This window comes from Bartonella sp. AP1QHHD (genome assembly GCF_042196265.1).
Classification (GTDB): Bacteria; Pseudomonadota; Alphaproteobacteria; order Rhizobiales; family Rhizobiaceae; genus Bartonella.
Window position 1 is genome coordinate 1 of sequence record NZ_JBHIPW010000086.1, and the last position, 19,770, is coordinate 19,770.

Consider the following 19,770-nt stretch of genomic DNA (forward strand, 5'->3'; position numbering starts at 1 on the left):
TCCTGTTTGGACAGAAGAAGATGTTGAGAAATATTATCAAAGATGGTCCCATGGTACCCATGAACGTGTCTGGATTGATGTTCTTTTATATACGGGCTTGCGTCGTGGTGATGCGGTACGAATTGGCTGGAAAGATGTCAAAGACAATATTATTCATCTCAAGACAGAGAAAAGTAAATTCCAAACAGATGTCTTTCTACCTATTTTACCGGAATTAGCCAAAACGCTTGAAGCTGGTCCTATTGGAGTAGAAACATTCATCTGTAGTAAAACTAATCAAAAACTCTCCAAAGAAAGCTTTGGCGATACATTTAGAGACGCTTGTAATGCTGCTGGAATTAAAAAATCGGCGCATGGATTAAGAAAATTAGCAGCAACACGCGCAGCTAACTCTGGTGCAACAGTNTGCTGGAATTAAAAAATCGGCGCATGGATTAAGAAAATTAGCAGCAACACGCGCAGCTAACTCTGGTGCAACAGTATCACAATTGAAAGCACTCTTTGGCTGGACAAATGATGCTATGGCATCTCTTTACACAAAGAGCGCAGACCGTAAAAGGTTAGCTATAGAGGCGATAAAAAAGCTTCAAAAAGATGAGGGATAGAGGCAAAAAAACTCAATAGAATCAAGATTCACCTATTCCCCCATATTAGACATAACTATTTTATTTTACTTGCTTTTTATATACCCTTTACGAACAGCGTCGCAAAATAGGCTTGGATACCTTGAGAGATATTTCTATAAGACAATGCTATCCAATTCTCTCATGATTATAATCCTCAATCTGATAAAGTTGAAACAAACAATAGGATTGCGAATATGATTTGGGGAGCTCATCTAAAAGATGAAAAATGATAAAAAATTCCGCTATAACAATTGAAGAAGCGAGCATTCGTTGAGCCGTAACTTCTTTATTTTAGAATTTTTATATCACACTTTACTGTTGAGTAATATATATTTATTAAAATACATGACCACGGTCTAGAGCATCAAGCTTTGGCGAGAAAAACATTTCAGTATCTGCTTGTAAGACATTTTGACAATTTTTAGATTCCTTAACAAATTGTCCTGAAAGAAAACACTTCGTTCCCCATTCTTCTCTTAATTTTGCATCTTTTTTTCAATCTTCTACGCTATAGTTTTTTTTCACACCCCAAGACGAATAATAGAGCCATGCATAATAAAATAATTTTTTTTCATTTTATCCCTCTTTAAATACCTTATCTGTTAATATTATCCCCCCAAATGAGGGTTGAATTTTCACACTGTATGAGAATACAACCTCACTATCCACTTGCTTGCTTTCAAAGTGAACACTCTGAGTAAAGTAACGCAAGAAGAGCTCACAATAGCCATCGTATGAGTTTGTCATAAAATACAATAAGAAGGGAAAGAGCCCAAACTGAATACAAATGATGAAATCAGAAGGCGCATTAATGCTTTTGTTCAACTGATTTCAAATAGTTACATTGCAATAGGCATCGCCCCTAGCCCTATAGAAAGCCTATGAGCATTATAAGACTTAAGTCTCACGATCATTAAACCACAAAGCCATAACAAAAAAGTATGAGCTCTTTTTACCTATTTATATGTTGATTATTGTTCCCCATCGAAGGCCTAAATAGAAACGTTTTGTGATATATAGAAAACAATCAGCAATGCAAATCATTTTTACGAAGATTTCTTCGTGTAGAGTCTATTTGAAATCCATCCATCATTTGGAAGTCTGAATTTAAAAGCAGATAATTATGAAAGCTTTTCAAGGAAGGCAACAGATTGATCACTTTTAAAGAAGTAAAAAACGTGATCCAATCCTGAAGACAAAATTCTGATGAAAAAACTTTTGCTATGAATTCTTTTAAGGCATTGTGAAAGATTCTATCCATTATATTAAACGTTACACCATTTTTGGGGCTGTTCATTTTTTACTTTTATCAACACCGCTCTAGAAATCCGTTTCTTGAGCGTTTTTTATCGCCTCACTTTCTCCTTCAAACACAAATACTCAAAAATGCTTTGCCACCAACAATGACATTTTCCCGCTTTTATAAAACACATAAGTAAAAATAGAGAAGCGATTTTGAAAGCAACCCTCCCTTGAAAAGGGAAGTACCATCCATTTACTTCATAAACGAAAATAATCTCACCGTTTATTCAAATTTGCTCTACGATTTGGTACAATTTTATTGATAAAGTTTTCTCTATAAAAATTTAAGTAAATATGTTCATTAAAACCAATCATGGACTAGCAAAGGGATTATAGGATCCATTATCTCGCCGCCATTTTAAAGGTTCAGTGAAATCACTCGACCAAAGACCAATCTTGTTGCCACGTGCTTTTTCTTCCGCATGATGATACTGGGCTGGAATAGGATTTTTCCCCTCTTTTGAGAGTACCAACATACCTTCTGTAAGACCTGCCTCAGCTAAATCAACCCCTTGAACAAAACATTGCGCATAATAAACACCATTGTGCATCAAAGCCTGTTTACAGGATAAATCCTGCCCAAGTGTTTTGGTGACAAGCCAAGCCGTTGTAACCGCACCACAGGGCCATTCTTGATCATTTAATCTTGCTTTTTGACGGGGTGCACATGTGTCCACACCATAAAGATGAATATCACGGGAGATATGTGAGCGCCAAGATTGTGCAGCAGGCGTCAGTAATTTAAATGTAACCCCACTTGTAACAGAAGCCTTACCATGAAAAACAACAGCATTATTTGCAACATCATTTAATGAAACACTCTTCTGCAAATCGAGAGCTGGTTCATTTTTTTCTAATTGCTGTTTGGTGATAGATCTACCCAACTTTTTTTCTTCTCGATAGAGATCGACAATATCTTGGATATCTTGCGTCTCAAATGTTTTAAGAATGCTGAAATCCATTTTATCTTTATATTGGCTTAATCCCCACACTGTCGCCCCCATAATGTAAATAATAACAATCAATTTAAATAGCATCTCTTAACACGCTCGCTCAAAAAATTCGTTTTTTTCCTATCATGTCAGATTATTGATCAGCAATCCCCTTGTTTTTAAAGAAAAAATCCAAATATAAGTGTTGCAGATTAACTACATTTTGTAAAGAATGATATTCTTTCTTTCATTATTTTAATATTGTTATTTTTACCAATATACACAACTTAAAATTGCCATTTTCATGTAACACAATCTCAATTTGAAAAGACTTCTGTCTCTTTACGAAGAAGAGCTTGAGAGTGAACAGATCCACGATCAAGGCTTTTAAAGCAAACAAACGAGAAGAATTAAACTGTCATCAAATGACAGCACTCTTTAGTTTGTTAGAGGCAATGGAATGTCGACATATGAACAAATATTATTTGTTAAAGAGAGGTAAAATGACAGATAATAGATTCCAAAACATCATTTTTATCGTGACCATGCTGCTTTTTACGGCAGTTTTTGTATCTGATCTTTCTTATGCTGCTTCTACTACTGGTGGAGGTGGTCTGGGAAATCTTGATGGTGTTTTAGGCAACATTGTCACAATGATGACGGGTCCAACGGCAAGGCTCATTGCAATTATATGTGTTGCTGCTGTGGGGATTGGCTGGATGTACGGCTTTATTGATTTACGCAAAGCAGCTTACTGTGTTCTGGGGATTGCTATTGTTTTTGGTGCCCCTGCTCTCGTCACTAAATTAGCGGGCACAACATAAATGAACGAAGATACTCTTTTCCTTGCCTGTACGCGCCCGGCCATGTTTGCTGGTGTTACAATGGAAGCGATGGCGCTTAATGTCATGGCAACATCCATTCTTTTCATTTTAACCAGTGATTTTACCATGTTTGGTCTTGGGATTGGGATGCACTTTATTTTGCGAGAAGTGACAAAGTACGATCACAACCAATTTCGCGTATTATTTGCATGGCTCAATACCCGAGGAAAACAAAAAAACCTCAACAGATGGGGAGGAGGTTCAACCTCCCCTTTACGCCTTATCCGCACTTATAAGGAACTAAGCTGAAGGAACGAAACTGGTGAAACAGATGTCAATAATGAAACGGGAAACTTTGCCTGAAGAATATATTCCCTATATACGCTACATCAACCAACATGTCGTTGCTTTAAATTCACGCTGTTTAATGGTTGTGATGGCTGTTGAAGGTATAAATTTCGACACTGCGGATATTGATCAATTAAATTCTTTACACAACCAATTAAACACCCTTTTAAAAAATATCGCAGATGAGCGGCTTGCTTTATATTCTCACATCATCCGCCGCCGTGAAACGATATACCCAGAGGGTCATTTTCTTTCATCTTTTGCAACAACATTAGATGAAAAATATAAAAAGAAAATGGTTTCGCAAGAACTGTATAGAAATGATCTATTTATTTCACTGCTTTGGAATCCGGCCGCGGATAAAACAGAAAAGCTGGTTTCATTTTTTCAGCGCTTGAGCAAAGCCAAGAAAACACAATCTGAGCCCGATGAGGAAGCTATTCGTAAACTCGAAGAGTTAAGTCAAGATCTTATGCAAGGTTTGGAAGAGTATGAAGTCCGTCTACTATCAATCTATGAACATGAAGGACTTTTATTTGCCGAACAAAGTGAATTTCTCCACCAGCTAGTAGGGGGAAGACGTGAGCGTATTCCTCTCACATTTGGAACTATTGCTTCAACAATTTACTCGGATCGTGTTATTTTTGGGAAAGAAATTATCGAAATTCGCCATGAAAGCAATGAACGCTTTGTGGGCATGTTTGGATGGAAAGAGTATCCTTCTAAAACACGCCCAGGTATGACTGATGGTCTGCTTACGGTGCCATTTGAATTCATCTTAACACAATCCTTTGTCTTTAAAAGTAAGGCAGCCGCCAGTGCGATTATGAGCCGCAAACAAAATCAAATGATCAATGCAGCTGACCGTGCTAGCTCACAAATCGATGCACTGGATGAAGCGCTAGATGATTTAGAATCAAACCGTTTTGTTTTGGGAGAACACCACATTTCTTTAGCTGTTTTTGCTGATCATCCTAAAATATTGTCTGAAAACTTATCAAAAGCACGTTCCCATTTAACCAATGGAGGAGCCGTGATTGCCAGAGAAGATTTAGGATTGGAAGCAGCATGGTGGGCACAGCTTCCTGGAAACTTTAGCTATCGTGCGCGTTCAGGCGCCATTACCAGCAGAAATTTTGCCGCTTTATCGCCCTTCCATTCTTTCCCTGTTGGCAAACTGAACGATAATGTTTGGGGAGCTGCTGTCGCATTGCTAAAAACACAGGCTGGTTCACCTTACTATTTTAATTTTCATTATGGCGATCTTGGAAACACATTTGTTTGTGGTCCATCAGGATCTGGTAAAACAGTGATTGTTAATTTTCTTCTTGCACAATTACAAAAACACAATCCAACAATGGTTTTTTTTGATAAAGATCAAGGAGCAGAGATTTTTGTACGGGCTGGAGGAGGGAAATACAAACCTTTAAAAAATGGGCAGCCCACGGGTATTGCTCCCTTAAAGGGCATGGAATACACCGAAAAAAATAAAATCTTTCTTCGTAATTGGATCTTAAAGCTGGTGACCGCTGAAGGGCAAATCGTAACAGAAGAAGAGCGACAAGATATCGCCAAAGCCATTGATTCCTTGGAAAACTTACCCCCAACCCAGCGCTCTCTTGGTGCCCTTCAACTGTTTTTTGACAACACATCCAAAGAAGGAATTGCCATACGGCTGCAACGCTGGATTAGAGGCAATGATTTAGGATGGGTTTTTGATAATGACCAAGATGATCTCAATTTAAATGCGCAGTTCATTGGCTATGACATGACCGATTTCTTAGATAATGAAGAAATTCGGCGCCCCTTAATGATGTATCTCTTTCACCGCATTCTTGATCTGATTGATGGGCGGCGCATCATTATCGTCGTTGATGAATTCTGGAAAGCTTTAGAAGATGATTCATTTAAAGCTTTTGCGCAAGATCGGCTAAAAACAATTCGTAAACAAAATGGCATGATGCTCTTTGCAACACAAAGCCCTAAAGATGCTTTGAACTCAACAATCGCGCACACAATCATTGAGCAATGCCCCACCCAAATATTTTTTCCAAATCAAAAAGCAAATTACAATGATTATGTCGAAGCTTTCAAACTTACTGAGCGTGAATTTGAACTGATACAGTCAGAGTTAAGCAGAGAGTCCCGTCGTTTTCTCATCAAACAAGGACAAAGTTCCGTCGTTGCAGAACTTAACTTACGTGGAATGAATGATGAGATCGCCGTTTTAAGCGGCACAACAAAAAACATTGAACTCATGAATGAAATTATCAACGAATATGGAGCTGCCCCTGACAAATGGCTGCCCATATTTTATCAAAGGAGAAAAAATCAATGAAAAAATATGGCTTAGTTACACTGTTATCTTTTTCTTTTATTTCTCATGCAATAGCGCAAACAACATCTGATGTGGATGAATATTATAAACAAGCACTCGAGAACACACAAAAATTAGATGCTGCAAAATCAGAAACAGCTGAAAACATTTATAAAAGCGCAACTGAAACTGCAAAAAAAATCAAAGACATAAGTCAACAACTTGAAAATATTAAATCAAAACCAGACACAAAACCAGAAGAATTGCAAGCCCTTCGACAAGATCTTCAAGTAAAGCTTTCTCTTCTTCAAGCCGATCTTCAAGTAGCTTCTTTAAAACTTCAGTCTCTTGATATGATTCAAGCAAGAGATACGAAGACAAAAGATGAATTACGTGAAGAAAAGGAACAAAAAAAGCATAAATATCTTGAGGCACAATTAAAAGAAAAAGAAAAAGAATTAAAAGAAAAACTTGAAAGTACAAGTACAAATGTCAGACTTTAGTTTTTCTCCCTTTGAAAGCGTTTCTGGGTATATTTTAAAACCCCTTGATAATGTGATGGACACGACGGTGAGTGGGCTGTCTTCTGCTATTTCAGCGCCCTTAAATCTCGCCGCAATCATTTTTATCTTTCTTTATGGCTATAATGTTATGACAGGTCGCGTTGCGCTTTCCATGCATAGTCTTCTCAATAATGTTGTTAAAATCGTTGTTGTTACAACAATGGCAACGAATGCGGATACATTTAATACTTATGTCAAGGATATTTTCTTCAATGATTTATCCAATGCTATTGGGAATGCGCTTAACAGTAATCCTGCAAGCTCCAATGTTTTTGATTATATTTTGTTAAAGGCAAGTTCGCGTTATCAAGAAGTCTTATACAATGCTTGGTTTTTTGAAAAGATCATTGTAGGTCTTCTTGGTTCTATCATGCTTCTCGCGGTTATTCTTTTTTGTATAGGTGGTTTTATTGTGCAAATGTTTGCACAAGTTGCACTCGTCATGATTATAGGTCTTGGTCCTCTATTTATTAGTTTGTATTTGTTCAATGCAACGCGAAAATACTCCGATGCATGGATTACAACTTTGATCAATTTTACCATTTTACAAGTTCTCGTAATCATGCTTGGAACCATTATATGTCAAGTTATCCTACAGGTTCTCAAAGTTTCATATGAATCAATTTACGTTCTTTTTCCCCCTGTCATCGTCATTTCGATCATAGGAGTTATTATCTTCCGTGCGCTTCCTGGTATTGCAACAGCGCTGGCCTCTGGCGGACCATACTTTAACGCTGGTGTCTCTTCAGGAGGACAGATTTTTACAATGCTTTCCAATGGTGCAAGAGCGAGTGGCAATGCAGTAAAAAGTGCCACTTCACAAATCTCAGGAGCTGCCGGTAACGCTGTTAGAAGTGCGGCAGGGGCAGCAGCAAAAGCAGGTAAATCTGGAGGCGGTCGTGGTCGATTTTAAGATAAATCACCTCTTTAAAAGAATAAGCATTTTTGTTTTTGCCTTGTGTGCGCCCTTTGGCGCACACGCCATGATCCTGTTCCAAATAAGATCTAACATCTTGGGTCTAACAACAAAACCAATCAAAATCTTGCATCACATAAACTTGTAAAAATGTTCAGAACAAAGGCTCTCATGCATTGTATTCCAAGATATTTGTGAGTTCAAAAAATGAAACGAAAAATAACTTTTGTTATGGTCCTAACAATCGCTCTTACTGGTTGTGCCTCTTTGAGTGTCCCTAAAAAACCACCACGCTGTAATGGCAAACATACACGTGCTTTAAATAAAGATAAGTGGAATTGGGACAATAAAAACATTGTCTACCCAGAAAAGAGCGTAAAGCCTGTTACCACTCCCATCATTCTCAATACTTTGGAAAGTGAAAAAGTAACAGCCAATTCAGCTTTATTAAAGCCGGTTATTCATGAAGCACGATCTGATAAAACTGTGGAGGTTATGCGTGAAAAGTGATGCCCTTGAAGAATATATAAAAGAAGCGCGCTCATTTGACATTGATCGCATGCATAGCATGCGCGTGCGGATGAAAATCTCCATGGCTTTAACAGTGCTTTTTGGATTGATGACAATTGCGCTGGCTTTAGCTGTCGCAGCTTTGACGCCTTTGAAAACGGTAGAGCCTTTTGTTATCCGCGTTGATAACTCAACAGGCATTATTGATACTGTAAGCGCCCTAAAAGAATCCCCTAACGACTATGATGAAGCGATAACGCGTTATTTTGCCAGCCAATATGTTCGCGCTCGTGAAGGTTTTCAAGCATCAGAAGCAGAAAACAATTTTCGCTTAGTCTCTCTTTTATCTTCTCCAAAAGAACAAAACCGTTTTGCAAAATGGTACGCGGGCAATAATCCAGAAAGTCCGCAAAATATTTATCATAACATGATTGCTACGATCACAATCAAATCAATCTCTTTTATAAGTAAAGATCTTATCCAAGTTCGTTACTATAAAACGATCAGAGACTTGAATGAAAAAGAAAATATTTCCCATTGGATTTCAATCTTAAATTTTTCCTACGTGAACGCACACATTTCAACGTCTGATCGTCTTATCAACCCTCTTGGTTTTCAAGTATCGGAATATAGATCTGATCCAGAGGTGATAAAATGATCAGACTTTTACAAACAATCTCTTTAATTTTTACGATCACTCTCAGCTTTCACACAGTTCTCTCACTTGCAGAAACAGCGCCTGTCAGTGCACGTAAAGATAACCGCATCAGATTTGTCAATTATGACCCCTACAACGTCGTACAAATCATTGGCTCCATTCGCTCTTCGGTTCAACTAGAATTTGCCGTTGATGAAGAAGTAACCTATGTAGGAATTGGAAATTCGGTTGCTTGGCAAGTTGCACCGGCTGGACACTTTGTTTTTCTCAAACCACGTGAAGTCCAGCCTGTGACAAATTTACAAATTGTCACAAGCCGCCAAGATGGAACACAACGCTCTTATCAATTCGAGCTACAAGTCCGTGAAGGCGATGTTTCAGCCGGCAATGAGACGTATTTCCTAGTAAAGTTTCGTTATCCAGAAGATGAAGCCTTACGTAAGAAATTAGCCGAAGCAGAAAAAGAAAAACAACGTGAAGAAAACTTTGTCAATGATATTTTAAATATCCATGAAGATTTTGGACCACGCAATTGGGCTTATGAAGCTCAAGGCTCATCTCTTATTGAACCTGCTTCTGTCTATGATAATGGGAAAACAACAACCTTTACCTTTTTAGGCAACATTGAAATCCCTGCCATTTACATTGTATCGCCTGATGGGCAAGAAGCGCTTATTCCCAAATCGATTAAAGGCAACAAGGTTATTGTTCATGCAACAGCTGCACAATTCACGCTACGACGTGGGAATGAAGTATTGTGCATCTTTAACAAAAGGTTCGTACCAAAAGGAATTAATCCTGAAACAGGTACGACATCACCATCTGTACAACGTAAAGTGAACCTAGGAAGCAGCCATGAATAACACCGTGGATGAAAAAAGCATTAATGATCGCGATACAATAAAAAATGCTCAAGGGAAAAGTCAACAGAACAATGTGGGGAAAGCTATTGCTCTTATTATTCTTTTCAGTGTCTGTCTTTATTTAGCCTATTCAACACTTGTTACAGACAAAAAGCAACCAATTGAATCTTCAAAAGAAGGAAAAGTTATAAAACAAACAGAGCTTTTTCGTCCTGCAAAGCCTACCCCTCCCCCCTTTGAACAGCCTCAACGAAATAACGCTCTATTACCAAAAGTCGAGCTACCAACACCAAACATCAATCAATTAAATTCTGATGACTCACTGCTGGAGGCAGCACAACGTGCTCCTGTATTAGCTTATGCAAGTACACAACAAGGCAAAATAGATTCACAAACAAATAATGGTGCTTTGCCTCACCAACTTGAAAGTAAACCTGATGAAACGACACAACGTTTTAATCATCTTCTCAAACCCACAGTGCTTGAAGGTATTCGTGCTTCAACCCTTGGCAATCGAAACTACATCATCGCGATGGGAACTTCTATTCCTTGTATTTTAGAAACAGCCATCAACAGTGATCAACAAGGTTTTGCCAGTTGTATCATCTCCAGAGATATCTTATCAGACAATGGTCGTGTTGTGCTTCTTGATAAAGGCACCCAAATTGTTGGTGAATATCGCGCCGGATTGAAAAAAGGCCAAACACGTCTCTTTGTACTATGGAATAGAGCAAAAACCCCCAATGGTATCATTATATCCTTAGCTTCACCGGCAACGGATGCTTTAGGGCGTTCTGGTATGGATGGAGATATTGATAACCATTGGCTTGAGAGGATTGGGTCTGCGCTTCTTGTCTCACTAATAAAAGATGCAACACATTATGCCAATAAACGTTTATCAAAAAAACAGGAAAAAGAAGAAACTGAAACAATCTCTTCAGGACAAAACATCGCAAACATTCTCGTAGAAAATTACGCCAATATTCCTCCAACATTATCCAAAAACCAAGGGGAAATGGTGAATATCTTTGTTGCCCGCGATTTAGATTTTTCCAGCGTTTATAAATTGAAAGTCATCGAAAACAAAAAACAGATTATCAATCGAGCTGTTTCAAGAAACTTTTACAAAAATTCGGCGGTAACTTTAGAATGAACTCAAACTTACATACCATGAGCGATGAAACCGTTGCGATTGTTCTCACAAAACTTGAACCCATCAGTGCTTTTTTGAAAGATGAGAGACTCTTTGAAATTGTTATCAATCGTCCCTATCAAGTCATGACTGAAGGATTTGATGGATGGAAAACAATAGAAGCACCGGGGCTCTCTTTTAATGAGCTTATGGGGATTGCGAAAGTTGTAGCATCCTATTCCAAGCAAAACATATCGGACAAAAACCCAATATTATCTGCAACGCTACCAGGCAATGAGCGTATTCAAATTGTCATTCCACCCGCTGTCGAAAAAGACACGATTAGTATGACAATTCGCAAACCGTCATCGCAGAGTTTTTCTCTCGAAGAGCTCGCCAAGAAAGGCCTCTTCTCGCTCTGTGAACAGGTCTCTTTCACACCTTTGAATGACTATCATTCTCGTTTTAACGAACTCAAAATCATCGAGCATAAATTAGCCAATGCCTACTGTAATAAAGACTTTGTCTCTTTTTTAAATCAAGCTGTAGAATGCCAGAAAAATATTTTAATTGCGGGAAAAACCGGTTCGGGTAAAACAACATTATCAAAAGCATTAATCGCCAAAATTCCTCAAGAAGAGCGTATTATCACCATTGAAGACACGCAAGAATTGGTGATCCCACACCCTAACCATGTCTCAATGTTCTATTCAAAAGATGGACAAGGCTTAGCCTCCGTTGGCCCCAAAGAGTTACTTGAATCATCTTTACGGATGCGTCCTGATCGTATTCTTTTGCAAGAACTTCGAGATGGTACAGCCTTTTATTATATCCGCAATGTCAATTCAGGCCATCCAGGTTCCATTACGACGGTTCACGCATCAACAGCACTTGCAGCCTTTGAGCAGATGACCCTTTTGGTCAAAGAAAGTGAAGGCGGTGGTGATTTAGAGCGTGATGATATTCGAGGACTGTTGATTTCAATGATTGATATCATCATCCAATGCAAACGGATTGAAGGAAAATTTAAGGTCACAGAAATTTATTACGATCCCTTCAAACAACGAAACATCTTTGGAGGTGAGTAAAAGAAAATCACACCGGCTGCAAAGGCTCTTTTAAAGTAACGATTGCAAATAAGAGAAAAAATGCATGAAAACCAACGAAACAGAAAATAGAGAAAATCTTTTATCGATGACAGAAGAAGAATTAAAAAAACGCCGTGAAGCCGTTGAAGCAGCCATCAGCACCCATGCGATAGAGGGAATAGCGCTTCATCCTACAACACTCAAAATTTTAGAAGAATACGCAAAGGGGAATATTTCACTCGAGGAATTTAACACTCTTATGGACAACGTAAAATTATAAGGAAGCTACAATGCCAAAAGCAAAAGCAAAGACAAAAAATATACAGACAGTTTCTCCCCATCATTATGTCTACCCAAACACCACAACACTCAAAAATAAATATGGAATAAAAGACTTAAAATCCTTTCTGGAGAAATGCTCACATGATACAGCAGAAGCAATGGTTAATCTGCGTGAAGCTCCCTTACCAGAAAAGTTTGATAGCTCCTATCTATGCTCTATTCATCACCACTTATTTAAAAATACCTTTGAATGGGCTGGATATCTGCGCCATCTCCCCTTTACATTTGAAGATGGCACCATAGCCGCCATGCCCGAAATGAAAAGAACAGGATGGGAAAATCCTTTTGCATTCGGCGATGAAATCCAAGACGGTTTACAAAAATTAGATCAAACGCTTGCCGAAAAAGATAATTTGCAAGGCTTAACGCGCGAGAAATTTAACGCTGAAGCAATAAGCTTATTTAACGCCCTTAACCAACTTCATCCTTTTAGAGAAGGCAATGGACGTACACAACGGGTCTTTTTTGAAAAGCTTGCTCAAGCAGCAGGGCATCAGCTTGACTTTTCACTTGTTACAAAAGAACGCATGATGCTCGCCAGTGTTGCTGTAGCAGAAAATGGTGATCTAGAACCAATGCAGCATCTGTTTGAAGATATCTCTAATCCCAATAAAATACTTCTTTTAAAGGAATTCATAAGCAACATGAAAGAACTTGGGCGCAATGTTAATGATCGTCCTGTTATGGTTGCAAAAGAAGGTGAAACCTACACAGGCACCTATAGGGGTGCTGGTTATGATAGCTTTGCTTTCAATGTGAAAGGCGCTTACATCATCGGCAATAAAGAACAGCTCACACCAGAACAACTCAAAACATTAAAACCTGGTGATAGATTTACCTTTACCGTTCCCAAAACAAAAAAGCTTGAAAGCATTCTCATTCCAGAAGAGAGATTAGCCCCTTTGACAGAAAATGAAACGGCCCAAATGGTTGCAGAAGATTCTTGTGTCCACGCAAGCCTAAAACAGGTCCAGCAATTGTCAAAAATTGTTTATGGTAGTACAAAAACATTAAACAAACAGATGGTAGAAATCATCAAAAATCCAAGCTTAGGCCAACAGCTCGCCAACCAGATTGAAAGAGCACCGCACTCTATTTCTCATCTTGCCGGTTTCAGTTTATGTGGACTACAAAATCAGACACGTGCAAACGCTAAAAATCATCTTGAGATGCTCTGTACTGCCGTTGTAAATTTTGCGCATGCTGTAAAATATGCTGAAAAGGAAATTACGCAAGAACATGCAACAGAACAAAGTCGCCTTGCAAAAATGGTAGAAATGCCAAGTCAAAGCTTGCAAGACCTCTTCGCCTTGCCAAAAGAATTACAGCAAGAAGCTTTAGCAAAAAATCCTTTATGTCAAAAAGAGCTCAGCAACTTTGTAAAAAAGATCAACACCCGTCTCTCACCAAATGAACATAAAGCAGTTCAAAATAATGATTATGAAACATTGGCTCAAAGCATTGGTGTATCAGAAAATAAAGCCAAACAAATTACACAAATTATTAAGCAAACCAAAGAAGTACACCAGCAAGCACAAGTATGCACAATGCACCGTTCCAAAGCATTCGCTATGGCCTGCTAAGAATAGACAAAACCTTCCTCCTTAATGAGAAAGGCTCATAAGCGAAAACTGTTTGGCGTTATCTGCACCTTTGCAAAAAGAGATGAGAGTTCATATCACACACCTGGAAAAGAGCATTTCGCAACACATTCTGACAGAATTGAAAGTAAAATACAATGAAATATACCAAAACACAAATGGTACTCATTTTAACACCGATCGCTTTAGGTGCTTTAACGATATTCCTTGTCCCTCATTTTTTATTGTTTATAACAAATGGACTAAAAAGCGATCAAATTTATTGGACACTTCGTTCTGAGCCTTTATTAGTCTTAGCACTAACGGCTGCTGTTTCATTGTTGTATAGTCTCTCGCAAAAACTACACCTGCGTAAAATGATCACTTTTGTCTCCGTTGTCTTTTTTGGAACAACCGCTCTTTACTATATTGGTGGTGAAATAAAACGCTTAAGTCCCTATGTTGGCCAACAAGGAATAACATGGGGCTATGCTCTTCAATTCATGGACCCCATGGTTGTTTTTGGCATCATCATTGGTGTTTTTTTTTCCATCATGCAATTCGTAACAACCCTTCCCCCTAAAAGTAAGGTCAAGCGCGCAAAAAAAGGTATTTTTGGTGAGGCCGCTTGGATGAATTTAAGAGAGGCAGCAAAAATCTTTCCTGCCAATGGGCAAATTGTTGTGGGTGAAAGATACCGTGTCGATCAAGATAATGTGTGCAACATTCCCTTTGCACCTGGCAATAAAACAACATGGGGAAAGGGTGGAACAGCCCCTTTGCTAACCTTTAATCTTGATTTTGGTTCAACTCATATGATCTTTTTTGCTGGTTCTGGTGGCTATAAAACAACAAGTACAGTAGTTCCTACGTGTTTAACCTATCCAGGGTCTATTATTTGTCTTGATCCTTCAACAGAAGTTGCCCCAATGGTCAAATTTGCGCGTCAAAAAATGGGAAATAGAAATGTCATTGTTCTCGATCCTAACTCATTGTTAACAAAAAACTTTAATGTCATCGATTGGCTTTTAGACGACAGCGTACCACGCACACAACGCGAAGCGAATATTGTAAGCTTTTCAAAGTTGCTTCTTACAGATAAAAAATCAGACAATTCTTCAGCGGAATATTTCTCAACACAAGCCCATAATCTATTAACAGCTCTTCTTGCTCATGTTGTATTTTCTGATGAATATGAAGACAGCGAGCGCAATTTAAAAACATTGCGTGGTATTCTCTCTCAATCAGAAACAGCTGTTGTTAATCAATTACGCATGATTCAAGAAACAACACCTTCTCCTTTTATTCGTGAAATGGTTGGTATTTTTACAGAAATGGCAGAGCAAACCTTTTCAGGGGTTTATACCACCGCCTCAAAAGACACCCAATGGCTTTCTTTATCCAATTATGCAGATCTTGTCTGCGGAGATGATTTTTTTTCCTCAGATATTACCAATGGCAATACAGATGTTTTTCTCAATCTCCCCGCAAGCATTTTAAACAGTTATCCAGCTATTGGACGTGTGATTATTGGCGCCTTTCTCAATGCCATGGTTACAGCAGACGGTAACTATAAAAAACGTGTTTTATTTGTCTTAGATGAAGTTGATCTTTTAGGCTATATGAATATTTTAGAAGAAGCCCGCGACCGTGGACGTAAATACGGTACATCCTTGATGCTCTTCTATCAATCCTCTGGTCAGTTGGTCAACCACTTTGGAGAAGCAGGAGCACGTTCATGGTTTGAAAGTTGTTCCTTTGTCAGCTATGCTGCCATTAAAGATCTCCAAACTGCCAAAGACATTTCAGAACGCTGTGGTCAAATGACCGTTGAAGTAACCGGAACGAACAAATCAAGAGGCTTATCTTTAGGAAAGAGCTCTTACAACATCAATTACCAACAAAGAGCTCTCATTTTACCCCACGAAGTTATTCAAGAAATGCGTCAAGATGAACAAATTATTCTGATGCAAGGACAACCCCCTTTACGTTGTGGTCGAGCGATCTATTTTAGAAGAAAAGAAATGTTAGCCGCAGCTGCAAAAAGCCGTTTTGCCCCAAAAGCACAGAAAAACTAAAAAACACCCTCTAATGGAGGCCATGCATCAAAACAAAAACATCAAAGGATAAAAGCAGAGATTCTATCTCATAAAAGCCTATAAAGAAGGAATTCCCGCTTGATACAACAAGAAAAATATGGGGAAAAGTCTTTAAATGATGGTATTATGCCTGTGCTTACCAATGCCAATTTTCTTTATAAAGCACTCTCCTCATCTCCAAATAATAAATACCAATCATATCTATGCCTTGAGAATCCTATCAAGAAACTTTTGAAGGCACCGCTTTTATAGGGAAATTTTTCTACAAAAAAATTAAAAGACAATATGCATGAAAACAACCCAAATGAACCATTCTCTCTCAGTAAAAGAAAAAAGTGCCAAGATAAAGATTGATACACTCAAAAACACCTACGAATTTGAGGGATTTTTTCCTCACCCAAGTCTCAACATCTCAAAACAATATGCGTGGGGGATTTTCAAACAAAAAGTTTAACACACTCTCATGGACAATGTAACATTATAAGGAATGTAACAATGCCAAAAGCAAAAGAAAAAACAAAAGGAATTCCCTCACCCCATAATTATATCTATCTTGGTACCCAAATTCTCAAAAATAGATATGGAGAAACAGATTTAAAACGCTTTCTGGAAAAATGCTCACATGATAGGCAAAAAGCCATGATCAATCTGCGTGCAGAACCCCTGCCAGAATATTTTAATTCAACTTATCTATGCCATATCCACCAACAATTGTTTAAAAATACCTTTGTATGGGCTGGACATCTGCGCCATATCCCCTTCGCATTTACAGACGATAGCATTGCCGCCATGCCAGAAATGAAAAGAATGGAATGGGGCAATAATTTTGCAACCGGTGAAGAAATCCCTGAACTCTTACAAAAATTAGATCAAACGCTTGCCGAAAAAGACAATTTGCAGGGCTTAACACGCGAAGAATTTGTCAAGGAAGCAACGAGTCTATTTTATTCTCTTCACAAAATCCACCCATTCATAGATGGCAATGAGCACACAGAACAAGTCTTTTTTGAAAATCTTGCCAAAGCTGCAGGACATCAGCTTGACTTTTCGCTTGTCACACAAAAACGTATGATGGCTGCCTGTAGCGAAGCAATGCAATATAGCAATACACAACTGTTGAAAGATCTTTTTGAGGATATCTCCAATCCCCCCAAAATACGTCTTTTAAAAGAATTTATGGACCATATAAACAATACGGGACGCAACGTGGATGATCGTCTTGTTATAGCAACAAAGGCAGGAGAAACCTATATAGGAACTTATAAAGGTTGTTATTCAGAAGGTTTTATACTCGATGTGCAAGGAACTTACATCATTGGTAGCAAAGATGATCTCACACCAGAACGATTAAAAACACTAAAACCTGGTGATATCATTACCTTTACCGCCCCCAACAGCAAAGAGCTTGAAAACACGCTTATTCCAAAAGAAACATTAGCACCTCTCACAAAAAGTGAATGTGCCAAAACAGTTGCGCTAGATAGTTACGTTCTCAAAGCTCAAAAGCAAGTCCGAGCTTACACAAAAACTGTTTATGGTGACGCAAACGTATTAAACGAACAAATAGAAGAGATTATTAAAAATCCAGAATTAGGCAGACAGTTTGCTAATCAGATTAAACAGGCACCGCACTCTGTTTCTCCTCTTGCAGGTTTTAGTATATGCGGTCTACAAAATCCGGCACGTATACACGCTCGAAATTATCTTGATGTGCTCTCTCTTGCAATTGAGAATTATGTGTATACTGTAGAAGCTACCTATAATATAGTCACTCGAGACCATAAAATTAGACAAGAACGCCTTGGAAAAGCGGTAGAGAATCCCAGTCAAAACTTGCAAAATATTTTTGCTTTATCACCGGAAAAACAAAGAGAAATCTTGTCTCAATCTCCTCAATTACACCAAGAGCTCCGTACTTTTATAAACAGTTTAGAACATCGTCTCTCATCAAACGAATGTAGTGCGATCACAAACAAAGATTATGAAACACTTGCACAAAGTATTGGTATATCAGAACAGAAAGCACGAGAAATTACCGACATTGTTCAAAAAGCAAGGAACGCTCATAGCCAATTCTACACACGCACACAAAATCGTTCAAATACACTTTCTATGGCCAACTAAAAAATATGAAACTTTGTTTTTTTGATTTAAACACCTATGTGGAAGAGATATTTTAATATTCTTATCATACATGCAAAAAACAGACTACTTAAGCGCCCTACCACCAATTTTGCACATAGCATATACACCATATCCAAAGCAATTGGACAGGATAATTGTTAATTCCTTTTAAACGTCATGATTACTACTGACGAAAGCTACAAAAGCCTATTTTATTTGTCTTAGATGGAGTCGATTTTCGTGGTTATATGAATATTTTAAAAAGAGCACTCATTTTACCCCACGAAGTTATTCGAGAAATGCGTCAAGATGAACAAATTATTCTGATGCAAGGCTCCCCTTCGCAATGTGGTTGCGCCATCTATTTCAGAAGGAAAAAAATGTTAGCCGCAGCTACAAAAAACCACTTTACCCCACAAAAGAAAAACTATCCTCCATGATGCGATATTGACAAAAAATAACCGCCCGCATACAAGAAAAACAGGTTCAAAAAATCCGTGATTTTTCTTTTTATATTTTCTGTTTTATATTTTGTGCATCGTTTTATCAGCTTTATCAGCGCCCATGGTCTTTAAAAAGTCTTTATAAAAACGCCCATACACCCAACCAATAGCGACACTAATATCTCCACTTGGAAAAGGAACCCATTTCTACAAAGTTTTTCATCTATAATTTATATAATAAATTGATTTATAAATGATAATTTATATTTTTTTGTTAAATAAGAGACTAAATAGCGTAAGATTCTCTCATCTTAAATCTGTTCCATGTCGTGTTGCATCAATCAAAACTCTGTCGCCTGCATGTCACAAGCGAGAGCCTCATGTAGAGTGAAACTGTACAAGAAAGGCATACCTTTTTATGAACCGTCTCTAAGGACCAAGGTCTTGTCCGAAACATTAGGCACTCAAAGTATGTGAGGATACTGGCTTCTTTATGAAGCGTAAAAATGGGAAAGCTCAATAGATTTTATACACTTCATGGGAGGCTTTAACGTTGTACCATTTATGAGCACCGTCGCCAAATGGGTGTGTTAAAAGATGTCTCTTTAAAACAAGCCCGTGAATTAGCACCCCAATGGTATTCTGTTTTACGTCAAAGGCGTTCCTCCATTAAAGAACATAATCAACAAAAGATTTGCCTTTGAGACAAGAAGCTCTCAACCCCCCCACACGACAAACATCGATTTTCTCCCTCCCCCCCCAAAAAACATCCAAGATATACACCAAAATGAATAAATCATTCTTATACAAGCTTTTCCCCCTTTACGATATCATAAAGTGTTCTATTTTAATGATAAAGCGCTGAAAAAGGCTTTTCTCCCCAACCAAAGAAAAGTTTTTATTCTCTTATGGGTCTTAAATCTTAAAGCAGCGCATACAATAAGAGCAACAACACAAAGTAAAAAACATTTTGTTGCAAAAATACACAAAAAAGATGTTCGTATGGCAAGATATTCATATGGAGCAATAAAAAAATATAATGGAGAAAAATTTTTGATGACTGCTTTTGCCCATAGATTCACCAATCTGAGAGCTGTGTATGA

At 38.1% G+C, this 19,770-nt stretch carries 15 protein-coding genes and 2 pseudogenes; 16 read left to right on the forward strand and 1 reads right to left on the reverse strand.

Annotated features, from left to right (window positions below; translation table 11 throughout):
• Positions 1–605, forward strand: a pseudogene (locus ACFIME_RS07245) (tyrosine-type recombinase/integrase); the annotation flags it as partial.
• Between the two features lie 1,634 nt (positions 606–2,239).
• On the opposite strand, the gene ACFIME_RS07250 reads toward ACFIME_RS07245, so the two are convergent.
• On the reverse strand, positions 2,240–2,965 hold the full coding sequence (locus ACFIME_RS07250; protein WP_375634758.1) for a hypothetical protein: 726 nt from the start codon (positions 2,963–2,965) through the stop codon (positions 2,240–2,242).
• A gap of 398 nt (positions 2,966–3,363) precedes the next feature.
• Here ACFIME_RS07250 and ACFIME_RS07255 point away from each other — a divergent pair, with 398 nt between their 5' ends.
• The 15 genes and pseudogenes from ACFIME_RS07255 to ACFIME_RS07325 form a co-directional block, all read left to right on the forward strand.
• On the forward strand, positions 3,364–3,684 hold the full coding sequence (locus tag ACFIME_RS07255; RefSeq protein WP_375634396.1) for a TrbC/VirB2 family protein: 321 nt from the start codon (positions 3,364–3,366) through the stop codon (positions 3,682–3,684).
• A complete protein-coding gene (locus tag ACFIME_RS07260) occupies positions 3,685–3,993 on the forward strand; it encodes a type IV secretion system protein VirB3 (RefSeq protein WP_212112790.1) in 309 nt (102 codons plus the stop codon).
• A gap of 22 nt (positions 3,994–4,015) precedes the next feature.
• Complete coding sequence (locus tag ACFIME_RS07265; protein ID WP_375612194.1) at positions 4,016–6,370, forward strand: VirB4 family type IV secretion/conjugal transfer ATPase; 2,355 nt, start codon at positions 4,016–4,018, stop codon at positions 6,368–6,370.
• The gene (locus ACFIME_RS07270; RefSeq protein WP_375612193.1) at positions 6,367–6,852 is read left to right on the forward strand and encodes a type IV secretion system protein VirB5; all 486 of its coding nucleotides are present in this window, start codon (positions 6,367–6,369) and stop codon (positions 6,850–6,852) included. Before ACFIME_RS07265 ends, ACFIME_RS07270 begins: the two co-directional genes overlap by 4 nt.
• Positions 6,839–7,825, forward strand: a complete 987-nt coding sequence (locus tag ACFIME_RS07275; RefSeq protein WP_375610597.1) for a type IV secretion system protein — start codon at positions 6,839–6,841, stop codon at positions 7,823–7,825. The genes ACFIME_RS07270 and ACFIME_RS07275 overlap by 14 nt, the downstream gene beginning before the upstream one ends.
• Positions 7,826–8,035: 210 nt before the next feature.
• The gene (locus tag ACFIME_RS07280; protein ID WP_375684730.1) at positions 8,036–8,338 is read left to right on the forward strand and encodes a type IV secretion system protein VirB7; all 303 of its coding nucleotides are present in this window, start codon (positions 8,036–8,038) and stop codon (positions 8,336–8,338) included.
• A complete protein-coding gene (locus tag ACFIME_RS07285) occupies positions 8,292–8,996 on the forward strand; it encodes a virB8 family protein (protein ID WP_375610599.1) in 705 nt (234 codons plus the stop codon). Before ACFIME_RS07280 ends, ACFIME_RS07285 begins: the two co-directional genes overlap by 47 nt.
• Positions 8,993–9,859, forward strand: a complete 867-nt coding sequence (gene virB9, locus ACFIME_RS07290; RefSeq protein ID WP_375662383.1) for a P-type conjugative transfer protein VirB9 — start codon at positions 8,993–8,995, stop codon at positions 9,857–9,859. Before ACFIME_RS07285 ends, virB9 begins: the two co-directional genes overlap by 4 nt.
• A complete protein-coding gene (virB10, locus tag ACFIME_RS07295) occupies positions 9,852–11,012 on the forward strand; it encodes a type IV secretion system protein VirB10 (RefSeq protein ID WP_375662382.1) in 1,161 nt (386 codons plus the stop codon). Before virB9 ends, virB10 begins: the two co-directional genes overlap by 8 nt.
• Positions 11,009–12,079 carry a P-type DNA transfer ATPase VirB11 gene (gene virB11, locus ACFIME_RS07300; protein WP_375662381.1) on the forward strand — a complete coding sequence of 357 codons (1,071 nt, stop codon included), beginning with the start codon at positions 11,009–11,011 and terminating at the stop codon, positions 12,077–12,079. The genes virB10 and virB11 overlap by 4 nt, the downstream gene beginning before the upstream one ends.
• 64 nt (positions 12,080–12,143) lie before the next feature.
• Complete coding sequence (locus ACFIME_RS07305) at positions 12,144–12,359, forward strand: antitoxin VbhA family protein (protein WP_375610603.1); 216 nt, start codon at positions 12,144–12,146, stop codon at positions 12,357–12,359.
• 10 nt (positions 12,360–12,369) lie between these two features.
• On the forward strand, positions 12,370–14,004 hold the full coding sequence (locus tag ACFIME_RS07310) for a BID domain-containing T4SS effector (RefSeq protein WP_375662379.1): 1,635 nt from the start codon (positions 12,370–12,372) through the stop codon (positions 14,002–14,004).
• Positions 14,005–14,159: 155 nt separating this feature from the next.
• Positions 14,160–16,079, forward strand: a complete 1,920-nt coding sequence (traG, locus tag ACFIME_RS07315) for a Ti-type conjugative transfer system protein TraG (protein ID WP_375684731.1) — start codon at positions 14,160–14,162, stop codon at positions 16,077–16,079.
• A 516-nt stretch (positions 16,080–16,595) separates the two neighbouring features.
• Positions 16,596–18,224, forward strand: a complete 1,629-nt coding sequence (locus ACFIME_RS07320) for a BID domain-containing T4SS effector (RefSeq protein ID WP_375684732.1) — start codon at positions 16,596–16,598, stop codon at positions 18,222–18,224.
• Between the two features lie 248 nt (positions 18,225–18,472).
• Positions 18,473–18,664 (forward strand): annotated as a pseudogene (locus ACFIME_RS07325) (type IV secretory system conjugative DNA transfer family protein); the annotation flags it as partial.
• Positions 18,665–19,770 lie beyond the last annotated feature (1,106 nt).

Bases quoted from the DNA above. Each gene is read 5' to 3' on its own strand.
- ACFIME_RS07280 (WP_375684730.1), top strand. From the start codon at position 8,036: ATGAAACGAAAAATAACTTTTGTTATGGTCCTAACAATCGCTCTTACT.
- ACFIME_RS07255 (WP_375634396.1), top strand. From the start codon at position 3,364: ATGACAGATAATAGATTCCAAAACATCATTTTTATCGTGACCATGCTG.
- ACFIME_RS07260 (WP_212112790.1), top strand. From the start codon at position 3,685: ATGAACGAAGATACTCTTTTCCTTGCCTGTACGCGCCCGGCCATGTTT.
- virB11 (WP_375662381.1), top strand. From the start codon at position 11,009: ATGAACTCAAACTTACATACCATGAGCGATGAAACCGTTGCGATTGTT.
- traG (WP_375684731.1), top strand. From the start codon at position 14,160: ATGAAATATACCAAAACACAAATGGTACTCATTTTAACACCGATCGCT.
- ACFIME_RS07275 (WP_375610597.1), top strand. From the start codon at position 6,839: ATGTCAGACTTTAGTTTTTCTCCCTTTGAAAGCGTTTCTGGGTATATT.
- ACFIME_RS07285 (WP_375610599.1), top strand. From the start codon at position 8,292: ATGAAGCACGATCTGATAAAACTGTGGAGGTTATGCGTGAAAAGTGAT.
- ACFIME_RS07265 (WP_375612194.1), top strand. From the start codon at position 4,016: ATGTCAATAATGAAACGGGAAACTTTGCCTGAAGAATATATTCCCTAT.
- virB9 (WP_375662383.1), top strand. From the start codon at position 8,993: ATGATCAGACTTTTACAAACAATCTCTTTAATTTTTACGATCACTCTC.
- ACFIME_RS07310 (WP_375662379.1), top strand. From the start codon at position 12,370: ATGCCAAAAGCAAAAGCAAAGACAAAAAATATACAGACAGTTTCTCCC.
- ACFIME_RS07305 (WP_375610603.1), top strand. From the start codon at position 12,144: ATGAAAACCAACGAAACAGAAAATAGAGAAAATCTTTTATCGATGACA.
- virB10 (WP_375662382.1), top strand. From the start codon at position 9,852: ATGAATAACACCGTGGATGAAAAAAGCATTAATGATCGCGATACAATA.
- ACFIME_RS07250 (WP_375634758.1), bottom strand. From the start codon at position 2,965: ATGCTATTTAAATTGATTGTTATTATTTACATTATGGGGGCGACAGTG.
- ACFIME_RS07320 (WP_375684732.1), top strand. From the start codon at position 16,596: ATGCCAAAAGCAAAAGAAAAAACAAAAGGAATTCCCTCACCCCATAAT.
- ACFIME_RS07270 (WP_375612193.1), top strand. From the start codon at position 6,367: ATGAAAAAATATGGCTTAGTTACACTGTTATCTTTTTCTTTTATTTCT.